Source organism: Paenibacillus sp. 05T425 (genome assembly GCF_056396205.1).
Map to the genome: position 1 here is coordinate 38,521 of NZ_JBFTLA010000017.1, position 20,720 is coordinate 59,240.

A 20,720-nucleotide genomic window follows, 5' to 3' on the forward strand; every position below is an offset into this window, starting at 1 on the left:
GTCATTGATGGATAATGGATAAGTTGCCTACGCCTTCATTATAAACCTGCAGCGCATAGCCACTCGGTGCACGATCCTCTTTTGCAGGGGGAAATTTCTACTACTTAGAGCCTATCTTCTCGCCCATAATTTCAATATTACTGTATAGCGGCCTTTTCTGTTAAAATGGGAATCACGAGCATAGAACGGGGGACACATACTTTGGATTACATTATATTGGACATTGAATTTAACGGCCGCAAATTCGCGAGCGAGCTTCCTATGGAAGTGATCGAGATCGGCGCGGTACGTCTTGATGAGAACCTGCAGTTCAAGGATGAATTCTCATCGCTTATTAAGCCTGTCTACTTCTCCAAATTAAATAGCTTCATTAAGAAGAAGACCGGCATTCCGCAAGAGGACATCGACACGGCTGAGGGCTTCAAAGCCGTCATAACCAGATTCAACGACTGGTTGAAGCAGAGCGATGATCTGTTGCTGTTCACTTGGGGCGGAGAAGATATGAAACGAATCGTGCTTGATACTCGGATGCACAAGCTCGATGATAGTTTCTGGACAAGCCTCTATTATTACGACCTGCTTAAAGGCTACTTGCGCTTCCGAAATGTAACGAACGACGTCAGTGTCGAGACGGCGCTTCAAGAGCTGGAGATTACGGCGGAAGGCTCTGCCCACCGCGCGCTTGATGACGCAAGAATGACTGGCGAGGTGCTTCGCAAAATTTTTTCCCATTTGGATATGAATCTGAAGCAGCAATACAAGGATATGCACACGAACGCCAAGGAACGCCGGCTTGTAAAAAACGCGATCCGCTCGATGATTCAGCGCAAGGCGCCTACGGAATGGGAAGTGCTCATGGAGCATTTTCTGAAGGATAAGATCGTGCTGACAGACGAGAAGAAAGTCGCGGAGCTTCAGCTTTATTTTGCCGCTGAGGTGGAGAAGGCGAAGCAACCAAAGGCAAGCCAAAATGTGTAATGAACTTTAATAGAACAAGTGCTGCACTAGCAATAGCATCGGAGAATCGACTATCATGACTGACATCACACTAGCTAAACCAAACTCGCGCAACGCCATCTATGATCTGCTTTATATCGTTGGCATTATTGCCATATCGTTCTCATCTATATTTGTTCGGTGGTCAGAGGCGGACGTCGCGGTCATCGCGATGTACCGGCTGTACTTGACCAATCTGCTCATGCTCCCATTCGTCTGGAAGTACAGGCATGAATTCATGCGGCTTAGCACTCGGCAATGGCGCTTACTCGCCTTATCAGGCGTCATGCTTGGCGCTCATTTCCTGCTATGGATGGCTTCGCTTCGCCTTACAACCGTTGCCAGTTCCACCGTCTTGCTGACCCTTGAACCGCTGCTCGTCATGCTCGGCTCGTACTGGCTGTTCCGTACGAAGGCGAATCGAATGATGCTTTGGGGACTCGGGATCGCTTTAATTGGCTCGGTTCTCATTGGAGCAGGCGACTTCAGCCTCTCGGGCGACGCTTTGCTTGGCGATGTATTATCCATGCTTGGCGCCGCAGCAGTTGCTGTCCATATGCTCGTCGGCAAGCAGCTGCGGAATGAAATAAGCGCCTTCGTCTACAACTTCGCTGTCTTCTTTCTTGCCGCGACGTCGCTTGCTTTGTACAATGTCGTATTAGGCAACCCATTTACCGGTTACAGCGGACGCGAGTGGGGTTTGTTCCTGCTGCTGGCCATTGTACCAACCCTATTTGGTCACTATCTATTCAACTGGCTGCTCAAATATATGAACGCCGCAGCTGTATCCATGGCTGTACTCGGCGAACCGGTCATCTCCTCGCTGCTCGCTTGGTGGCTGTTGAAAGAATCGTTGTCGGCGTATCAGCTCGCTGCCGGCGTCTTCATTCTCTTCGGCGTGTGGATGTTCATCCGGCATGGCAAGGAGAAAACATAACGGCTTAATTATCCGAATGCTAGTAGATTGGCGTTTGTACACATCAGTAGGAGCCCCTTACATGAGCTATATAGGAAATAGAGCTGGATTCTAGCTCTATTTCACTTCATCACACCTGAACTTGGTGGAATAGCGCTAGTTTTTAGCTTTATTCTGACGGAAATACCGCCATATGTAGTCCATCCATAGATCTTTCGCTACAGAACAATAAAACCAACGCATTAGCTCGATTTCCTGAAGCTAAAGCAATGGTTTTAACTTTTACGAGCTGATACTGCCCTTTAGTTTAACGAAACGCCGCTATTGCATAATCGTCTTTATTTTACCGTCCATCTTATTTCCCTCTGCTGCTCCTCATCGCCGCTACGACCTTCAGCTCGCCGTTCTCATTCTCGATGTATTGCTGATACGCCTCCGACTCCTTCGGAATAAGCGCCAGCTTGCCGGCTCCGTCGAAATGAATGCCCCAGCCGTACTTCTTTGGCAGCATGGATGCACGCAGACAAGCCTGCGATTTGCCGAAAAAACCATCCCATAACTCCTGACGTCGTTCCTTAAGCTCCTCACCCGCTATCTGCTTATGCCGCACATACACTTCAAAGAGCAGCTCCTCTTGCGTATATTGATAAGGCTGCCCCGCTGCCAGCTCGTACTCCAGGCTGGGCTTTGTTCGGCCGTCCTTCTTATCCGGCGGGATGATCCCCGTCTCTACCGGGCAATCCGCTGCCACCGTTATGAACGTATTATAATAATTCATATTCATTTCAATAGCCCTCCGCTTATTCGATTAGCGCATGCTGCTTCTGTTCGATCGGCGTAACTTCAATAAGACAGATCATATGGCCGTCCGGATCGAACGCATCGAATAGACTATGATGATTCCACGGGGAGGTCCACTCTTCAAGCTCGGATACTTTGATTCCCTTAGCAATCAGCTCGCCATGCATCTCCTTCACATTCACCGAGTTCAGATTGAACGGCGGATGCTTCAGCACCTGTACGTGCTCGGACTCAACCAAGGTCAGAAGCGGGCAGCCGTCATGCTCCGGGCTGATGAAGAAAGTCGCGCCTCTACCTGGATTCCAGTCCTCAATGCCCCTCAGCCTCAGACCAAGCGCCTCATAGAACGGAATCGATCTCTCCAGATTCGTTACATGCACGAACACGCCTCCAAGCTCTTTAACCGCCATCGCTATCGCTCCTCTTATATCCCCATTATGGTTAGACCTACATGAAATAAACGTATGCCGATTCAAAAACCAAACAGAGCACCAAAAAATGACAATTGTATTTACCCCGTCACCATAAACCGGTTTCCATCCGGGTCAGTAAAGTGAAAATACATTTTGCCGCCAACAAGCTGAACATTGCTGACGAAAGCCTGCTGCTGTACCAGACCGCGATAGGAAAGACATATCGCCTTCGCATCCCTTCTTCGGAACGCTTCAACCAATGCCTCGAAGTCCAGCCGCCCGTATTCGGCTTGCTCAGCCTTCGTCCGCTCCAGGCCACTCCCGCTTCTATCGAAAGAAAACCGACTTGCCAGCTTCTTCAGTCTGGCTCGCGCACGGCCGAGCGTGACCTGCACCGCTCCTTCAGCTGCGCCGATCATCTCCCCCGTCTCCCTGGCCGTAAATCCGAATGCATCCATGAGCAGCAAAATAACGAGTGCGCGAGGGGACAGCCGATCAGCCAACGTCTCCAGAAGCTCTCGCGTCTCCAGCCGCATATCCGGCTCGCCTCTATCAAGCCCAGCAGCTTCAAGAGCCTCTAGCCGAGTCGAACCTTGCTTACGCTTCTTATCCCGCCATGCGTTAAGGGCGATTCGATACATATATGCATTCGTAATCTCGCGAGATGGCTGGTTCTCCACAGCCTTGTAGAGCTTAAGCAGGACCTCCTGTCTCAAGTCCTCAGCCTCCCAGGTATCCCCCGTTATACGCACACAATATCGATAGATTCGATCTTGCAATTGCCGAGCATTCAAGCTGCTGAATCCAAGCCTCTCCTCCAATTGCGACTCTCTCCTCATTTCCATTATTACCAATTAGTATAGTATAAACTCAACGCAAGCAGCAATAAAGCCGGAATGCTCTTAATGAGATCATTCCGGCTTCTTAACGAATTCAATCTATTTCAGCAGCTTACGCAGCCATTTCATTTTATCCTTATAGGGCGGGTAAGGCAGTTCAATGCTGATCCTCGTGCTTTTCTTCAAAATGCTTTTTTTGTGCGAGAACAAGTCGAAGCTATACTTACCGTGATAACCGCCGATGCCCGAATGACCGATGCCTCCGAACGGCATATAAGCGCTCGATACATGCATAACCGTGTCATTCACGCAGCCGCCGCCGAACGATACGCGCTCAAGCACCTCGCGCTCTACCGCTTTGCTCTCCGTGAATAGATAAAGCGAAAGCGGCTTCGGACGGTCAATAATTTGCGTGATCGCTTCTTCCAGCTGCCGGAAAGGCAATATAGGCAGAATCGGTCCGAAGATTTCTTCCGACATCGCCGCATCGTCCCATGACTTTGCCGCCAGCAAAGTAGGTTCGATATAGAGATCAGCCTTGTCTACCCTGCCGCCTGCAACGACATTCGCGCGATCCTGATCGATTATTGCAGCCAAGCGGTGAAAATGCCGCTCGTTCACGATGCGTCCAAAGTCAGGGCTTAATCCCGGATTCGCGCCATAGAATGCGGCTATCGTTTCTTTCATTTTGATAATAAGCGTATCTTTAACATCCTCATGGACGAGCACATAATCGGGCGCAATGCAGGTCTGCCCCGCGTTAAGCAGCTTGCCCCAAACAATACGTTTGGCCGCAACGTTCAGATTGGCCGATGAATCAACGATAACCGGGCTTTTGCCGCCCAGCTCAAGCGTTACCGGAATCAACTGCTTAGCGGCCGCTTCCATGACGATTTTGCCGACAGGCACGCTGCCTGTGAAAAAAATATAATCGAAGGACGCCGCCAGCAAAGCGCTCGTAACCTCGCGCTCCCCCTCGACGATGCGCACATACGACTCATCGAATGTCTCGGTAACGATACGTCGAAGCGCCGCCGATACGTTCGGTGTCATCTCTGACGGCTTAAGCACGACGCAGTTGCCTGCGGCAATGGCTCCGATCATCGGTTCGATGCACAAGTATACCGGATAGTTATAAGGGCTTATAATCAGTACCGTACCGTAGGGCTCACTTAATATCCGGCTCGTGGACGGCATGAGAAACAGCGGCGTCTTCACCTTCTGAGGCTTCGCCCAGCGCTTCAGATTGTTCATCGTATAGCGAATACTATCGAGAACTAAGCCAATCTCTGTCGCGTAGGCTTCCATCTCGCTTTTGCGAAGATCCTTATGCAACGCATCGAATAGCAGCTTCTCATTTCGAACGATCGCATCCTTCAGACGCCCCAGCTGCTCCAGCCGAAAAGTAACGCTCCTCGTAGTTCCACTATGAAAAAAACGGCGATGCTCCTGGACGATTCGGTCCGTATCCAATTCCACAACGGTATTGCTCTGCTCCATACGACAATCCTCCTATTCCGAACCTGTTCTGTTAGCTTCATCATACTACAAGTGTCTGCTAGACTAAAGCGATTTCAGCGCTACTTATGTTACACTAGACATAGCTACAATCGCACGGTAAGGAGCGCACTCATAATGAAGCTTATATCTTGGAATGTTAACGGYCTACGGGCTTGCGTAGGCAAAGGATTCATCGATTACTTCAACGAAACGGATGCAGATCTGTTCTGCATTCAAGAAACGAAACTGCAAGAAGGGCAAATTAAACTGGAGATCGGCGAGCATTATCACCAGTTCTGGAACTATGCCGAGAAGAAGGGCTACTCGGGAACAGCCATTTTCTCCAAGCTGAAGCCGCTCTCCGTCCGCTACGGACTGGAAGAGGACGAGGAGTTCGAAGGACGCGTCATTACGCTTGAATTCGAGCATTTCTACTTAGTTAATGTGTATACGCCTAATGCAAGACGGGACTTGTCCAGGCTTGATTACAGGCTGGAGTGGGAAGAGCGCTTCCGCACATACTTGAAGCAGCTTGACGAGTTAAAGCCCGTCATCGTATGCGGCGACTTGAACGTTGCCCATCAAGAGATTGATCTGAAGCATCCGAAGCCGAATATGGGCAACTCCGGCTTCACGGCCGAGGAACGCGGCAAGATGACGACGCTGCTAGGCAGCGGCTTCGTTGATACGTTCAGACATTTCTACCCCGATCTTAGCGACGTCTACAGCTGGTGGTCCTATATGCCGAAAGTACGGGAGCGGAATGTGGGCTGGCGTATCGACTATTTCCTTGCTTCAACAAAACTTGCTCCACAGCTTGTGGATGCACAGATTGACTGCCACATTATGGGCAGCGATCATTGTCCGGTTGTGCTGCAGGTTAATGGACTGGAACAATAAAAATAGGCCGAGTGAAGCAAGGACGCTAATGTCCGCTTCGCTCGGCCTATTCTCTTTTACAGCTCATTCGTCATGTACTGCTCTTGATAGAAGTTTAAAGCGGAACGCATTTTGTCGAGATAGGCTTCCTCTCCGCCAGTACACATGAATCTTACGCTGCCGTTTCCATGTCTCTCCGCTATGCCGAACCGATTCATAAGCGCCGTTAGCCGCTTAATCGTCCCTACATTGCCATCCACGATCTGAATATGAGGCGGAAGCACCTGTCTTAGGATAGAGCGGTAGAACGGATAATGCGTGCAGCCCAGCACGATAATGCCGTATTGGTTCAAATCGTAACCTGCCAGCTTGCCACGGAAATACTCGCGCATCAGTTCCGTATCGAACTGTAAGCTTTCGCAATAGCCGACGAGCTCAGGCAGCGGCAAAGAATCGACAATGCCCTCTTCGTCTACACGGGACACGAGCGCATAATATTTAGGCATCTGCAGCGTGAGCGGCGTCGCGAATACGAGTACCCGCTTGCCCGTAGCCCGGTTCATCTCAACCGCAGGCTTAACAGCCGGCTCCATTCCTACGATGGGGAATGAATATTTCTCGCGAAGCTCCGCTACCGCAATGCTTGTCGCCGTGTTGCATGCAATGACAAGAGCATCAATCCCTACAGCTACCATCGACTCGATCGCATCAACAATATAGGTTCTTACCTCTTCCATCGGCTTCGTGCCGTAAGGAACGTGAAGCGTATCCGCCATATACAAATAATCGTTGGCGGGAAGGCGCCGCAGCGCCTCCGATAATACCGTTAACCCGCCAATACCCGAATCAAAAAAACCAATCGTCATAGGTTATCTATTCCTAACGTATGTAGTGAGAAAAGCATCTACAATCTAGTATCCCTCTCAGCATAGCGCGACTTGCCTCAGTAGGCAAGAACAGAGTCTTCCAGCAAGACTCACGCGCTAATAGCCCGACTATACTTTTACTTGTGAGATCGCCTCTCTCATGCGCGATGTATTGCTTTTCAGCTCGATGGAATCGTCATATACCTTCTTAATCATTTCCAGCTGCAGCTCCGTCAGCTCTTGAATTTGCTTGGTCTGATCCGATACGCCTCCGGCCACACTGGCCATAGTGCTTACGGTAGCCGCCACCTCTTCCGAGCCTGCGGACATTTGCTCTACCGTCGAAGATACTTCCATAATTTGATCGGTCACGAGATGGAACGCCGAGACGGCATGAATGAAGGCCTGCTCCGCCTCCTGCGACAAGCGCGCCCCCGCCCCAATCTCCGAGGCGGCTCGATCCATCTGTTCACTGATTCGCCCCGTCTCCTTGCTGATATTACCGAGCAGCCCTGTCACTTGCCGTACCGTTACATCCGACGCCTCGGCAAGCTTCCTGACTTCCGCCGCAACAACGGTAAAGCCGCGCCCATGCTCGCCTGCTCTCGCTGCCTCGATCGATGCGTTAAGCGCGAGCAGCTTCGTCTGATTGGCGAATTCACTAATTGCGCCTAACGAGCCCTCGATCTCGCTCGTGTATTGCTGTAGAGATTTCGCAATAGTCAACGTCTCTTGCGCCGTCTCGGAAATGCTAAGCATTTGCCTGTTCATTTCATTAATGGTCGTCTGACCGGATTGCGCCGTATGCAGCGCCTGTACCGCGGCATCCGATACGGTTGCCGACGACTCCGATATACGAATAATACCTTGTGTCATTTCCTCCATGGCGACGGCATTGTCCTGCGCGCTCTGCGTTTGGGCATAAGCGCCTTCATGAATATGACGAATGGATCCGCTCACACTCTCGCCCATCGTTAAGATTTGGTCCGCATGGCTGGAGAAGGTTTCGGAAGAATAGGCGACAACATCCGATGTGTGTGCGATTTTGGAAACGATGTCGCCGATCTTATCGTTCAGATGACCCGACATGAGCAGCATCGCTTCGTACGCACTGCCAATCTCATCGATTGACTTCACGGGATGTGCCAGCAGCATCCGATTCGCTTCCGCAAGATCGCCCGTCGCCATCTTGTTCGCGCTCGCCGTAATCGTTTGAAGCGGCCGGAGCGTTCTCGCGATGAACCACATAATGACGCCAAGCGCCGCTAGAGCAAGGAGCAGCATGGCCGCATATAACGGTATGCTGTCCTTCGTTACTTCGTTCGTAAGCTGATGCAGAACCGAAGCATCGGTATCGATGCCAAGCGCTCCAATGAACGTACCGTCTGCAGCCAGCATGGGTACGAATGCAGATATGTAAGTCCCGTATTCAGGATTGTCGATAAGATCAGAGCTGGCAGCTTGTCCATCCAGCACGAGCTTAATAGCCGATGCCGGCATATCGGTCACTTCATTAATTGGCGATGCAAGCGGATCGCCCTTCGGTCTTCCGTCTATAAGCAGCAGCGGATCCTTATCCGCCTCCACCTTCACGAAATAGACGTAACGCGCGCCAATGGACAGACGGAATCGATCAAGCTCCTCACGGAGCTTCCAATACAATTCATTTTCCTGTGGATCCTGGATAAAATCGGCGTAGCTGTCGACATCAATCTGCGTCACGTAATTTTGCGCGATATTCATGTTGTAGGTACTAATCGCACCTTCTACCGCCGTGCCTGTGTTGTGCAGTTGAATGGCGCTATTGCCTGCAACGATGAGTACAATAACTGCCGCCATTACGACCAAAATCCGGCCAATCAGCTTTCTGCGAAACCAGTTAATCATGCTGTTTTCCCTCTCCTGCTCTTAAGTACGATAGTGGGTTTGTTTTCTCCAAATAGAAATTCATTCGATGAATTTCGACAAATGGCATAAAAACCCTCTTTTTATCGAGCAGATTATTCCATAGCAACTGTAGCAGCCTTAGCCGTCTTGATCCGATTCGCAATCGCCCAGCGTACTTTATGCTCATCAAGCATCGGATAGTCGTACAATAGACCTTCGTAAACAGCTTCCATATCGATGTGCTGACGGAAGTCATCAGGCGTCACTGTCCTGGATGGACGCTCCCATAGCTCGAGACCGCCTCTATTCAACGCTTCAGCCACGAATTGCGAGCAGAAATACGCATGCTGGGGATTATAATCAACCTTTAGCAAAATACTGATAACACCAAGCAGATTATAATGGTAATCATCCTTATTCTGAGCAATACTAGAAACAAATTGCTTTATCTGTGAATACTGCTTATCAGTCACGCGCAAGCGGAGCAGCGTGCAGCTAGTCCCTGGATGACTGCGATAAACGCCATCGTACACATTCTCTTTAACGAAACCCGCCAGCAGCGGACTGTTCGGCTTCTTGCGTCCGAAGCTGTATACTTCGTTAAGCTCCGAGTCGAACGCTAACGATGCATGATTATAGGGAGCGCCGGTAAAAGCCTTAATGAGTCTCGTGAACAGCGTACCCGTATTCGTCAACAGCACATAAATATTTTTATTCGGACCCTGGCATTGTTCCACGGCGCTCGCCTCTTCTCATTCATAGGATGAAGTGCGCCGGTTCTTGCCTCCTGCGCTCTATTTGCTATGAATATACCAGTGCCCTCCCCGCGCGAATAGTACCAACTATGTGTAGTACCTTGTAAGGACATAGCAAAAGAACAGAACGAAGCAGCGCCTATGAGCTGTTTGTCCTGTTCTCTTTTTTTCAGCCGCTAATGCTAAGCCGTCTTGCTATTTTGCTTCCGTTCCAAGCTGTAACTGATCGCCGTTAGGGCAAGTCCGCCTATCGTCACGATCGCCGCGATCCACGGCACATGATGAAGGCCAATCCCGTTCACGGCAAGGCCGCCTATAATGGCTCCTCCCGCATTGCCGAGGTTGAAGGCCGATTGGTTAGCCGTAGATGCCATCGTCGGAGCGTCCTTCGCCATATCCATAATACGCATTTGCAAGCCGGGCACGATCAGAAACGAAGCTATGCCCCATATAAATATCGTAATGACCGACATCGCTTTGTTGTCCACCGCGAAGAAGAAGATGAACAGCATGACGGCTAGAAACCCGAGACAGGCCATCAAAGCCGGCATTAACCGCCAATCGGCCAGCTTGCCGCCAATCAAATTACCGACCGTCATCCCGATCCCGAATAAAATAAGGATCCCCGTGACATATTGTTCACTGAAGCCGGTAATTTCCTGCAACAGCGGATCGATATAAGTGAATGCCGTGAATACGCCGCCGAATCCGAATACCGTTACGAAAAAAGCAAGCAGCACCTGTTTATTCCCGAATATTCTCAATTCCTTGCCGATGCTTACTTTGCGGTTATGCGGCACTTTCGGCACGAATAGAAGAATTCCCGCTACAACTAGGAATCCAAGAACGGACACGATCCCGAAGGTCGAATGCCAGCCGAATTGCTGGCCGATATAAGTGCCAAGCGGAACGCCAATAATATTAGCAACCGTAAGTCCCATGTACATTAACGCGATAGCGCTGGCCCGCTTCTCCGGGCTTACTAGCCCAGCTGCGATTACCGAGCTGACGCCGAAGAACGTGCCATGAGCAAGCGACGTAAGCACTCTTGCCAGCATAAGCACCGAGTAGCTAGGCGCGAGTGCCGCAAGCGCGTTGCCGGCAATGAAAATAACGAGCAAGGCGCAGAGCAGCTGCTTGCGCGGCATGCGAAGCGTAAACACGGTCATAATCGGACCGCCGATTGCTACGCCCAGCGCATAACCGGTAATCAGCTGACCGGCGCTGGCGATCGAAATATTCAAGTCCTGCGCAACATTGGTCAACAAGCCCATAATGACGAACTCGGTCATTCCGAACGCGAAGGTGCCGAGGGTTAGCGATAACACTGCGGCCATGATTGATCCCGCAGGTTTTGTTCCCTGCTGGACAGTATGATTCATCTGCATATCCATATCCGTTTGCTTCTCTCTCTTTTCTGTTATCTGATATAAGTAGTCGTTATTGCACCTCTATCTTTTTAAGCACAACTTGACTATGATAGCCTACAACTTGTTATTTTGGCAACTAAACATTGGACTGTAATAATATAAAAAAATAGCCCGGTATCCCGGACTATCCCCAACCTATCCTTATTGCTTGCGATTCCTTCTCACCCACATAATCATTACCGCGGCAATGAGCAGCACCGAAGCAGCTATTAACATATAGTTGATTGAACCTGAACTCGTACGAGCAGAAGCTGCATCGTCATCTGCCGCCGTATCTGGCGGTGCTGCGCCATCTGCGCTTAACGGCACCTCGGTTTCTTCGTTCTTTTCCCTCTTAACGTTCATCGCAATCGGCTGCGGCTGCTTCCCTTCTCCAAGCGCCTTAAGCTCCTCGCCTGCCGCAGACACTGGCTTCGTCATATTGCAAATGGTCGTATGAAGCGCGCCTTCGTTGTCATAAGCCGATACGACGTATTCCGCTCCTTCTACGAAATTCTCAATGCCGCAGCTCGCCGAGCTAAGCGCCGTATACACTGCCGTACGCTCCTGAACGTCGCCTTTCCACACCTCGGATACCTCGAATTGAACCTCAACCGGATCAGCGGATGACATGACTTCCTTTTCTGGAGGCTGCGTCACAGTTAGTACTTTACCTGCGAAAACCGCGCTGCTCCGCTCCAATTCATCCTTTACTTGCTCCTCTGCGGATTGCGCCATTGCGCACGAGCAAGCGAATACTTTTGCCGGCTTCAAGACCCCTATGCAAAATAATACGGCTACAGCAACAATGACCGCCGTTAGCTTCTTGTTCAATCCAATCACCTCAAACTATCAGACGGCGCATTTCCCTTATTTGTTTCACGCTAATCTCTGCGATACCCTGATGATTATGTTAAAATAATAAAACATGAAAAGTGCTTGACCTTTATAGCCGAGAGGAGATTAACGATGAAATCCAACATAACGATTCGCCTGCATCAAGACTGGCTGGACACGGTAAGAGAAATCTTCCGCGGATCAGGACATCCGCTGCCCGAAGAACTCAGCGACCATGAAGTCACGGTCGCTTATTACAGACAAACCGCTTCATCCGACGAAGCAGCGGAGCAGCAAAGCATCGCCAACACGGAGCGTCTGAAGGAAATCGAACAGACGATTGTCGCGAACTTCGAGAGCATCATCCTGCCGGATATTAGAAGCCGTACTGGCTATACGGGCGATGAGTTCACCTTCCGCTGGATCTACCAACAGGGCGAGCATATCATCGAGGAGTATTCTGAATATCGCATTCCTCTTTAACCGATTGCCATATTATCGGTATATATTCCTGTTATTTCGTTCAAGAAAATAAAACGCCGGCCTCTCCACGATCGGAGCAGGCCGGCGTTCTTTTATAACGGCTTATTACTCGGCAACAAACGGTTTATCCTGGGATACTGCGACCTGGTACAAATACAAATCCGTTCCGTCGCCGATCGCATAGTTGAGTACGCGTTTGTTGACAGGCACGAGCACCGATCTGTACAGCGTCGGGAATACCGGAATTTCTTCTACCATTAATTTCTGCCACTCTTTATAAATGTCTTGGCGTACTTTGACGTCGAACGCTTCCTTCGACAAGCCCTTCTTAAGCAGTTCATCCTGCTTGTCGCTCGCATAACGAGGGAAGTTGTAGATCGCTTCGCGTCCGTACAAGCCTGAAGGATCGACGTCGATGCCAACCGCCCATGCGCCTTGGTAGACGTCTACCTTCGGATCGTCCTCGCCGTTAGCGCCGACACGGTCATAGAACGTGTTGAACTCGACCATCTCCAGGTTCACATTAAGCCCGATTGCCTTCCACGATTGCACATAATATTGTGCAAGCGGCTCAGCAATGTCGCCGCCAGTCATGGAGATGAAGTTAATGACCAATTCGCTTCCGTCTGGATTCGTGCGGAAATCGCCGTTTTTCTTATAACCGGCATCGTCCAATATTTTGTTAGCCAAATCCACATCGTACGCTAAGCCCGCATTCGACGAATCATGATACTCCGGATGCGACGGCGGAATAAGCGTTGTTGCGTTCCAGCGCAAGCCGTGGTAGAACTGCTTGCCGACCTGATCGTTGTCGACCGCATGCCACATCGCCTTGCGGAGATTAATATCAGCCATCTTCGCTTTCGGATTAGGCACAACCTTGCCGCCCTCCGCGTCCCATGTGCCAAGCTTGAAGCCGATATACGTATAGGCGCGGTCAACATTGCCAAGGAACTCTACATTCGACATGCCTGCATTGTCAGGGTATTGATCAACAGGGAACGAGTCGACGAGATCTACGCCACCGCTCTCGAGCTGCTGTACGATTGTCGTTGGATTAATGACTTTAAGCGTAACCTTCTCGAGTCCAGGTTCGCCGCGCCAGTAGTCCGCGTTTTTCGTATACACGACCGATTCGCCTGGAACGATGCTTTCCACCTTGTACGGACCGAAGCCGATCGGCTTCTCGCGCACCTCAGGCGATGCAGACATCTTATCGACAGGAATGCTTTGGAAAATATGCTTAGGCAGCGGAGACGTCCATATCCCGCCCGTCAGCAAGGACGGTGTTGATTCGATATAAGTAATCTTGAGCTGCTTGTCGTTAATGACTTCGATGCCGGAAATCTTATCAGCCTTGCCTTCGTGATACTCGTTCATGCCGACAATATTCGTAAACGTGGAATCGTAGCGGGGTCCGTCGTACTTCGGATCGCCGATGACGAGATGCGCGAACTCCCAATCCCCAGCCGTTACCGGCTTGCCGTCATGCCAATTCACGTTGTCACGGATCGTGAACGTGAATGTACGGCCATCCTCCGACACCTCGTACGTGGCTGCGCCGTCGTTCGTGAAGACGTAGCTTTCGTCCCAAGTCAGCATCGACTCATCGAACCAAGCAAGCACTTGCGAATCGGGATCACCCGAGTAAAAGACCGGATTAAGAGTGCCTTCGAACGGCGTATCGGATACAAGGCCGAATGTCAGCGAGCCGTTCTCGATCGCCGTGCCTTCGTTTTTCTTCACGTTGCTGAAATCCTCTATGGAGTATAGACCGTCATCGGGCTCCGGCGTTGCTTCCTTCACTTCCTCCGTAGGGGACGGCTTGTTGCTGCTATCCGCCGGAGTCGGCTCGTTCTTCTCGTTCCCGTTGCCGGATGAACAGGCTGCAACAAATACCAACAGCGCGAGCAGCATCGGAAGCAATGTCAACCTTGTAGATCGTAACCTCTTCTTCATAACAATTTCTCCTCCTCGTCATCCTTTTCTTTGTCTTGCGTCCGTCGCCCGCTTAAGCGCTTGACCGACGTTATTTATACACAACATCAGAACCAATATGAGGAACGATGCGGGTAACCATATCCACCATCTCGACTCCAGCGTCTGCGGATCTCGCGCATAGCTAACGAGCGTTCCGAGACTCGGCGTACTCTCGGGAAATCCGAAACCGAGGAATGACAAGCCGGATTCGAGTCCGATATTGGCTGCCAAGTTAAGGGTCATCGTCACGATGATGATCGAGCTTAAGTTGGGCAGCACTTGCGTAATCATAATTTTCATATGAGAGGAGCCAAGCGTTTTGGACGCTTGCACGTAATCCAGCTCTCTCTCCTGCAGCACCTTGGAGCGTATGAGCCTTGCAATACCCATCCATAGAAAAGCGGTCATAATAAGCGAGAAGGAAATAATGCTGTACTTGGGCACTGCCGTTACGAACGCAATAACGATCATAAGCGTGGGCAGAATCATGAAAAAATCGACGAAGCGCATGAAAATGTTATCGACAGTGCCGCCGAAGTAACCGGATATAAGACCAATCAGTACACCGATTAACCCCGTGAGCAGCGTCACGATAATGCCGATCGACAACGAATTGCGAGTGCCGATAATGAGCTGGCCGAATACATCGCGCCCGCCGTAATCGGTACCTAGCCAATGCTCGGCCGAGGGCGGCTTCTTAAGCGCGAACAGATCGATGGATACGATCTGCTCTTGATCAAGCACGAATGAAATCCCATAGACAAGCGTGATCACCAGCACTAGGAAGAGCAGCGATACGAACGCCATTCGGTCCCGAACGAGCTCGCGCCACACAATATTCCAGCTCGAGGGGCTTCTGTTCTCCAAGCTTGCATGCGATATATTGGCGTATGTCTTCCTCAAAAGGCCCACCCCTATGCACGTTGGCTGTTATTTGATCCGAATGCGCGGATCAACGACACTTAATGTGATGTCAGATAGTAATGCACCGATGATCGACGCAGCCCCGTACAGCAGCACAAGCGCGGTAACGACGCTGAAGTCGCGCAGCGAGATCGAGCTGAGGAACAACTCCCCCATGCCCGGATAGCTGTAGATGCTCTCTATGAATACGGTGCCGCCGATCAGTCCCGTAATCTCGTATCCGAAGAATGCGGCGATAGGCAATAATGAATTTCGCAATATATGCCGGTTATACACGCGCGACTCCGACGCGCCCTTCGCTCTTGCCGTTACAATGAAGTCCTTCTGCTTCGTGTCGATAATCTCGCTCCGCAGCAGCTGTACCGTCGTGACCGTCGTAATAAGCGCCATAGACAAGGCCGGCAGCAGCAAATGATAGAACTTGCTCAGCACGTATTCCAGCGTCCCCGGCTTCATGCCTGGCTCGACGCTCCCGCCGGTCGGAAACCATCCGAAATGAAACCCGAATACCCATAGCATTAACAAGGCGAATATGAATAGCGGCGCTGCGAAGCCCAAGTACGTATAACCCGTTATGAAGCGATCCGCCCATGTATCGTTATAGCGGCCGCTCGTAATGCCAAGCGGAATCGCGATCAAATAAGTTAGAATCAGCGTGACAATCGATAGCCAAATCGTATTCATCATCCGCTGCCCAATCAGATCGGAGACGGGCATCTTGAAGCGGAACGATTGGCCAAAATCGCCTTGGAACGCTTTCGTAATCCAATCCCAGTATTGAACCTGCCAAGGATTATTAAGCCCGAGCCTCTCTCTCTGCGCCTCCATCGCCGCCGGATCAATGCTCGGATCGATCAACCCCGTCAAAGCGTCCCCCGGCATCGCCTTGGCCATTAAAAATACGAGAATGCTCAGCAAGATGATTTGGGGAACCATAATAATCATTCTTCGCGCAACTGTCCTCCACATCGCTCTCAACCTCTCTCAGGCAACGCCGCTAGATGTGTTTGCGTAATCGGCTGCAAGGGCAAGGCAAGTCCCTCATGGTCAAAATAGGTGTCGTACGCTTTCTCGTATTCCTCCCTAACCGCCTCGCGATAAATATGCTGCTTGTCTCGTTGCGTAGGATCAATGTTCGGAATAGCCGTAATAAGACGTTTCGTATAAATATGCTGCGGGTTGTCGAAAATATCGGCCGTCGTTCCCTGCTCGACGTAACGGCCCTTGTACATAATGCCGATATGATTGCACATATGACGAATAATGCCGAGATCATGGCTAATGAGCAAATAAGTGAGCTTCATTTCCTGCTGAATATCCTTCATGAAGTTCAGCACTTGAGCCTGCACCGACACATCGAGCGCCGACACCGGCTCATCGGCAATAACAAGCTTTGGTTTCAGAGCAACCGCTCTCGCAATGCCGATCCGCTGCCGCTGGCCGCCCGAGAACTCATGCGGATATTTGTAGATCATCTCCGGGCTCATGCCGACCTGCTCCAGCAATTGCTCGACGCGGAGCTTCTCTTCCTTCGGCGACAGCCTCTCGAAGTTTCGCAGCGGCTCGGCAATAATATCAAGCACCCGTTTCTTCGGATTCAAGGACGAATACGGATCTTGGAAAATCATTTGAATATCTCGACGAACATCGATATGGCTTCTCCGGCCGCCTTTCGCCAGATCATAACCCTCGAACAACACGTTGCCCGACGTGATCGGATTAAGCCCGATGATCGCCCTGCCGGTCGTCGTCTTGCCGGAGCCGGATTCACCGACGAGCCCGTAGGTTTGACCTTGCTCGATCGTTAGGTTAATCCCATCGACGGCCCGCACAAGCGGAATCCGCTTGTTAAGAATGCCGCCACGGCTCGGAAAATGTACTTTAAGATCTTTCACTTCAAGAAAGGACATGCGTATCGTTCGCCTCCTTCTGATTAGGGAAGTGAAACGACTTATGGCAGGTGCATCTGACGTAATGCCCGGGAGCAATTTCGTGCATGGTTGGATCGTCTTCATGCGCGGATGCATCGATCCACGGAATGCGTGAGCGGAAGCGGCAGCCTTGCCGCGGAAGATTTTGCAGGGAAGGCACGATGCCTTGAATGACATGCAGTCTGGATTGCGCTTCTTTGGAAGTAGGAATCGATTGGAGTAAAGACCTGGTGTAGGGGTGCTTGGCCCCGGATAGGAGTGTGTAGATATCTGCGATTTCGACGATTTGGCCAGCATACATAACGGCCACGCGATCGGCCATCTCGGCGACGACGCCAAGATCATGCGTAATTAATAAAATGCCGGCTTCGCTTTCATTCTTCAGCTTCTTGATTAATTCGAGGATTTGCAATTGAATCGTAACGTCAAGCGCAGTCGTGGGCTCGTCGGCGATGAGCAACTGGGGTTCATTGGCGACCGCTATGGCAATAACCACCCTCTGCCTCATTCCGCCCGACAGCTCATGAGGAAACTGTCCGTAGGTATGTTCGGGTCTAGGTATCCCGACTCTCCTTAACAGCTCCATTACCTTTATTCGCCGTTCGTTCCGGGAGAGCTTCGGTTGATGGAGCAACAGCGCTTCTTCGATCTGAGCGCCTATGATCATAAGCGGATTGAGTGCGGACAGCGGATCCTGGAAGATCATCCCGAACGCCTTGCCTCGAAGCCGATTCAGCTTGGCCGGAGGCAATTTGGCGATATCTTGCCCCTTATACTTAATGCTGCCGTCAATCCTCGCTCTCGTATGCAGTCCCATGATAGAGAAAGCGAGAGCACTCTTGCCTGAGCCGGATTCTCCGACTATAGCAACGATCTCGTTTTTGCCGATCGTAAGCGACACGTCGTCAACGGCTGCATAATATTCGTCGGCAATGCGGAATGAGGTAGTGAGATTTTCAATGGCTAGCAACGTATCACTCAATGGAATCCTCCTATCGACGAGTTGCCTTGTTCTAAATATTCTGATTATTCAGATAATATTTAATAACATTAAATATCGTTATTGCCGTCAACATAATGTCCCTCTTATTTGCACCATATGTTAATACTTGGTTAATAAGTTGTCAAGACTTTATTAAGCCAAGTTAATGTTAGTACGATATGCTGCTTAACTCTATGATTATTTATTAAACCTTAATTAATATAAACCCAATTAATGATTACTCTATCATTCCGCTGCCGATTATGGCAGATGGCTTTTTACCTAAATAAGCAATAGGGATGCAGACCCTTGATCAAGGTTCCATCCCTATCCTTGCGCTTGTTATTCACCGCGCTTCGAAGGCGCGTATGCCAATACTTCCATCTCTATTAAATAGGGTCCAAGACCGCTGAATACCGTGATTCGGGCGGGATGCGGCGCCGCTATCATATCCTCGTATACCGCATTATAAGCATCTTGGTCTTCCGTTCTTGCCAAATGCGTCGTCACCTTGACGATATGATCCAGCGTTAATCCCGCCTCCTGCAATATCGCTTCAATGTTCCGTATGCATTGCGCTGTCTGCTGCCGTATGTCCCCGAGCGGCTCTAGCGTCTGCGGATTAACACCGACCTGTCCTGCCACGTAGACAAGGTCACCTGCGCGCACCGCATGCGAGAATGGCAGCGTGAATTTTGGCGCCTTGTCCGATGTAATGATCGTCGTCATATTTTATTTCCTCCTTGTTATGAGCCCCGTCTACAGTCCTATCGGGGCGCTCTGAAGATGCCATGAGGTTGCTTGTTGGTATTGATGCCCGATCGCAAGCAGCGTCTCTTCACCCATTAGCGGACCTGCCAGCTGCATGCCGATTGGCAGTTGCCTAGAAGAGTCAATGCCGATCGGCACCGTCATCGCGGGCAATCCCGCATTCGTGAACGGCCCGTTGAACATCGGACTACCCGTCTTATAGCCGGGCAATGCCAGCGTTGGCGTCGATGGCGTAAGCAAGGCGTCGATCTCGCCGAATAGACTCATCATTTCGTTGCGGAACACGCTTCGGACACGCTGAGCATGCAAGTAATCGACTGCGCTTAGCTCGAAGCCCAGCTCCAACTGCTCTCGCATCGACGGGCCGTAATAATCGGCTCTTGTTTTGTACGAATCCATATGATAGGCTGCCCCTTCGGCGCGCATCGTCATTCGGTGCGCGGCGATAGCCTCCTTCATGCATCCCGGCAGCTTAACCTGCTTGAACCGGATGCCCATCCCCTTCAGTACCTCGACAGCTTGTGCGACCGCTTCGCCGATAACCGGTTCCTCTGCCTCGAAGAACGTATCCGGCAAGCCGACCACCAGTCCTCTTACGTCTCGCCCAATCGCTCCAGTGAAGCGAGGGGATTCTCCCTGCAACGTAGAAGGATCGCGTCCATCTCCACMTGCCAGCGCTTCAAGCGTAATTGCCGTATCCTCGACCGTTCTTGTAAAGGCCCCGATATGATCGAGGCTCCAGCTTGCCGTGAACACGCCGTACCTGCTGATGCGGCCGAAAGTCGGCTTCATGCACGTTAGTCCGTTGTACGCAGCGGGCCGGATCAATGATMCGAACGTCTGCGTGCCGAGCGTGAAGGCGGCCATGCCGGCCGAGACGGCGGCAGCCGAGCCCGAGCTGGAGCCTCCCGGGGTATGCTTCAAGTTCCATGGGTTCCGCGTCGGCGGCTCCCCTCCTTGATAAGCATATTCGGTTGTCGTCGTCTTACCGAGCAAGACGGCGCCTGCGTTGCCGAGCCGATCGATAACGGCTGCATTCGTACCCGGCACGTAATCGCCGTCCACCTGCGAGCCGCCGGATGTTCTTATGCTCGCCGTGCGAATAATATCCTTCGCGCCGTATGGAATGCCATGCAGCTGACCAAGATAGCGACCCAACATGAGCTGGCGCTCCGCCTCCTTCGCCGCTTGCATCGCATGGTCGGCCGCTACCGTAACCCAAGCTTGTACTTTACCGTCTACCGCTTCTATGCGGGACAAATACGCTTCGGTTAACTCAACGGGCGACACATTCTTAGCTCTAATGGAAGCTGCGGCTTCCGCCAATGTTAGCTCGTACAGCTGTGTCGATATCATCGGCCCGCACCTCCCCTATAGGTCGTATAAGGCGCAACCTGGTCGTCCATCCGGAAGGAGCGGAGAAGCTTTAGCTCTTCTAGAAAGCTTTCCTTCTCCTCGCCCGTTACGAGACCGCTTCTATACCTGCTCCTTTCCAATTCTAGAAAGGCTTTATATTCCGCTTCCTGCTGTACACCCATGACGATCAGGGCT

Annotated in this window: 21 protein-coding genes; 4 read left to right on the forward strand and 17 right to left on the reverse strand. The window is 51.1% G+C overall.

The features are described 5' to 3' along the window. Positions 1-201 precede the first annotated feature (201 nt). Together AC1DF0_RS27945 and AC1DF0_RS27950 are read left to right on the forward strand one after the other, a co-directional pair. Positions 202-978: a 3'-5' exonuclease gene (locus AC1DF0_RS27945; RefSeq protein ID WP_477576631.1), complete on the forward strand. Its 777-nt coding sequence runs from the start codon at positions 202-204 to the stop codon at positions 976-978. 55 nt (positions 979-1,033) lie between these two features. Beyond that, on the forward strand, positions 1,034-1,933 hold the full coding sequence (locus tag AC1DF0_RS27950) for a DMT family transporter (protein ID WP_477576633.1): 900 nt from the start codon (positions 1,034-1,036) through the stop codon (positions 1,931-1,933). A 334-nt stretch (positions 1,934-2,267) separates the two neighbouring features. Here AC1DF0_RS27950 and AC1DF0_RS27955 read toward each other — a convergent pair whose 3' ends face one another. From AC1DF0_RS27955 to AC1DF0_RS27970, 4 genes are all read right to left on the reverse strand, one after another. Continuing rightward, complete coding sequence (locus AC1DF0_RS27955) at positions 2,268-2,696, reverse strand: DUF6157 family protein (RefSeq protein WP_477576635.1); 429 nt, start codon at positions 2,694-2,696, stop codon at positions 2,268-2,270. Between the two features lie 16 nt (positions 2,697-2,712). Then, a complete protein-coding gene (locus tag AC1DF0_RS27960) occupies positions 2,713-3,123 on the reverse strand; it encodes a VOC family protein (protein WP_477576637.1) in 411 nt (136 codons plus the stop codon). Between the two features lie 101 nt (positions 3,124-3,224). Then, the gene (locus AC1DF0_RS27965; protein ID WP_477576639.1) at positions 3,225-3,971 is read right to left on the reverse strand and encodes an RNA polymerase sigma factor; all 747 of its coding nucleotides are present in this window, start codon (positions 3,969-3,971) and stop codon (positions 3,225-3,227) included. 93 nt (positions 3,972-4,064) lie between these two features. Next, a complete protein-coding gene (locus AC1DF0_RS27970; RefSeq protein WP_477576641.1) occupies positions 4,065-5,465 on the reverse strand; it encodes an aldehyde dehydrogenase in 1,401 nt (466 codons plus the stop codon). Positions 5,466-5,600: 135 nt separating this feature from the next. Between AC1DF0_RS27970 and AC1DF0_RS27975 the strand changes: the two genes are divergently transcribed. Further along, complete coding sequence (locus tag AC1DF0_RS27975) at positions 5,601-6,365, forward strand: exodeoxyribonuclease III (protein ID WP_477576643.1); 765 nt, start codon at positions 5,601-5,603, stop codon at positions 6,363-6,365. A 56-nt stretch (positions 6,366-6,421) separates the two neighbouring features. On the opposite strand, the gene murI is transcribed toward AC1DF0_RS27975, so the two are convergent. The 5 genes from murI to AC1DF0_RS28000 form a co-directional block, all read right to left on the reverse strand. Continuing rightward, the gene (gene murI, locus AC1DF0_RS27980; RefSeq protein WP_477576645.1) at positions 6,422-7,210 is read right to left on the reverse strand and encodes a glutamate racemase; all 789 of its coding nucleotides are present in this window, start codon (positions 7,208-7,210) and stop codon (positions 6,422-6,424) included. 129 nt (positions 7,211-7,339) lie between these two features. Then, positions 7,340-9,097, reverse strand: coding sequence for a methyl-accepting chemotaxis protein (locus AC1DF0_RS27985; RefSeq protein WP_477576647.1), 1,758 nt, complete (start codon positions 9,095-9,097; stop codon positions 7,340-7,342). Positions 9,098-9,210: 113 nt separating this feature from the next. Next, complete coding sequence (locus tag AC1DF0_RS27990) at positions 9,211-9,834, reverse strand: C40 family peptidase (RefSeq protein ID WP_477576649.1); 624 nt, start codon at positions 9,832-9,834, stop codon at positions 9,211-9,213. Positions 9,835-10,034: 200 nt separating this feature from the next. Further along, a complete protein-coding gene (locus AC1DF0_RS27995; RefSeq protein WP_477576733.1) occupies positions 10,035-11,240 on the reverse strand; it encodes an MFS transporter in 1,206 nt (401 codons plus the stop codon). 183 nt (positions 11,241-11,423) lie between these two features. After that, entirely contained in the window at positions 11,424-12,095 is a 672-nt protein-coding gene (locus AC1DF0_RS28000; RefSeq protein WP_477576651.1) for a hypothetical protein, read from the reverse strand. A gap of 135 nt (positions 12,096-12,230) precedes the next feature. On the opposite strand from AC1DF0_RS28000, the gene AC1DF0_RS28005 reads away from it, so the two are divergent. Then, positions 12,231-12,581 (forward strand): hypothetical protein, encoded by a 351-nt coding sequence (locus tag AC1DF0_RS28005; RefSeq protein ID WP_477576653.1) that lies wholly within the window; start codon positions 12,231-12,233, stop codon positions 12,579-12,581. A 105-nt stretch (positions 12,582-12,686) separates the two neighbouring features. Here the strand turns inward: AC1DF0_RS28005 and AC1DF0_RS28010 are convergent, their stop codons facing one another. The 8 genes from AC1DF0_RS28010 to AC1DF0_RS28045 form a co-directional block, all read right to left on the reverse strand. Further along, entirely contained in the window at positions 12,687-14,540 is a 1,854-nt protein-coding gene (locus tag AC1DF0_RS28010; RefSeq protein ID WP_477576655.1) for an oligopeptide ABC transporter substrate-binding protein, read from the reverse strand. Positions 14,541-14,558: 18 nt separating this feature from the next. Beyond that, positions 14,559-15,443, reverse strand: a complete 885-nt coding sequence (locus tag AC1DF0_RS28015; protein WP_477576735.1) for an ABC transporter permease — start codon at positions 15,441-15,443, stop codon at positions 14,559-14,561. Between the two features lie 48 nt (positions 15,444-15,491). Beyond that, positions 15,492-16,454 (reverse strand): oligopeptide ABC transporter permease, encoded by a 963-nt coding sequence (gene opp4B, locus AC1DF0_RS28020; RefSeq protein ID WP_337100300.1) that lies wholly within the window; start codon positions 16,452-16,454, stop codon positions 15,492-15,494. Positions 16,455-16,459: 5 nt separating this feature from the next. Next, positions 16,460-17,395, reverse strand: coding sequence for an ABC transporter ATP-binding protein (locus AC1DF0_RS28025; protein ID WP_442049645.1), 936 nt, complete (start codon positions 17,393-17,395; stop codon positions 16,460-16,462). Then, positions 17,382-18,398, reverse strand: a complete 1,017-nt coding sequence (locus AC1DF0_RS28030; RefSeq protein WP_477576658.1) for an ABC transporter ATP-binding protein — start codon at positions 18,396-18,398, stop codon at positions 17,382-17,384. The genes AC1DF0_RS28025 and AC1DF0_RS28030 overlap by 14 nt, the downstream gene beginning before the upstream one ends. 342 nt (positions 18,399-18,740) lie before the next feature. Further along, entirely contained in the window at positions 18,741-19,127 is a 387-nt protein-coding gene (locus AC1DF0_RS28035; RefSeq protein WP_477576660.1) for a RidA family protein, read from the reverse strand. A gap of 30 nt (positions 19,128-19,157) precedes the next feature. Continuing rightward, positions 19,158-20,525, reverse strand: a complete 1,368-nt coding sequence (locus AC1DF0_RS28040; RefSeq protein ID WP_477576662.1) for an amidase — start codon at positions 20,523-20,525, stop codon at positions 19,158-19,160. After that, the gene (locus tag AC1DF0_RS28045) at positions 20,522-20,707 is read right to left on the reverse strand and encodes a hypothetical protein (RefSeq protein WP_442049649.1); all 186 of its coding nucleotides are present in this window, start codon (positions 20,705-20,707) and stop codon (positions 20,522-20,524) included. The genes AC1DF0_RS28040 and AC1DF0_RS28045 overlap by 4 nt, the downstream gene beginning before the upstream one ends. Positions 20,708-20,720: the final 13 nt, after the last annotated feature.

Coding starts and splice junctions, on each gene's coding strand:
- AC1DF0_RS27995 (WP_477576733.1), bottom strand. CDS start 11,240: ATGCAGATGAATCATACTGTCCAGCAGGGAACAAAACCTGCGGGATCA.
- AC1DF0_RS27955 (WP_477576635.1), bottom strand. CDS start 2,696: ATGAATATGAATTATTATAATACGTTCATAACGGTGGCAGCGGATTGC.
- AC1DF0_RS28035 (WP_477576660.1), bottom strand. CDS start 19,127: ATGACGACGATCATTACATCGGACAAGGCGCCAAAATTCACGCTGCCA.
- murI (WP_477576645.1), bottom strand. CDS start 7,210: ATGACGATTGGTTTTTTTGATTCGGGTATTGGCGGGTTAACGGTATTA.
- AC1DF0_RS27970 (WP_477576641.1), bottom strand. CDS start 5,465: ATGGAGCAGAGCAATACCGTTGTGGAATTGGATACGGACCGAATCGTC.
- AC1DF0_RS28045 (WP_442049649.1), bottom strand. CDS start 20,707: ATGGGTGTACAGCAGGAAGCGGAATATAAAGCCTTTCTAGAATTGGAA.
- AC1DF0_RS28005 (WP_477576653.1), top strand. CDS start 12,231: ATGAAATCCAACATAACGATTCGCCTGCATCAAGACTGGCTGGACACG.
- AC1DF0_RS27950 (WP_477576633.1), top strand. CDS start 1,034: ATGACTGACATCACACTAGCTAAACCAAACTCGCGCAACGCCATCTAT.
- AC1DF0_RS28025 (WP_442049645.1), bottom strand. CDS start 17,395: ATGTCCTTTCTTGAAGTGAAAGATCTTAAAGTACATTTTCCGAGCCGT.
- AC1DF0_RS27985 (WP_477576647.1), bottom strand. CDS start 9,097: ATGATTAACTGGTTTCGCAGAAAGCTGATTGGCCGGATTTTGGTCGTA.
- AC1DF0_RS28010 (WP_477576655.1), bottom strand. CDS start 14,540: ATGAAGAAGAGGTTACGATCTACAAGGTTGACATTGCTTCCGATGCTG.
- AC1DF0_RS27960 (WP_477576637.1), bottom strand. CDS start 3,123: ATGGCGGTTAAAGAGCTTGGAGGCGTGTTCGTGCATGTAACGAATCTG.
- opp4B (WP_337100300.1), bottom strand. CDS start 16,454: ATGTGGAGGACAGTTGCGCGAAGAATGATTATTATGGTTCCCCAAATC.
- AC1DF0_RS27965 (WP_477576639.1), bottom strand. CDS start 3,971: ATGGAAATGAGGAGAGAGTCGCAATTGGAGGAGAGGCTTGGATTCAGC.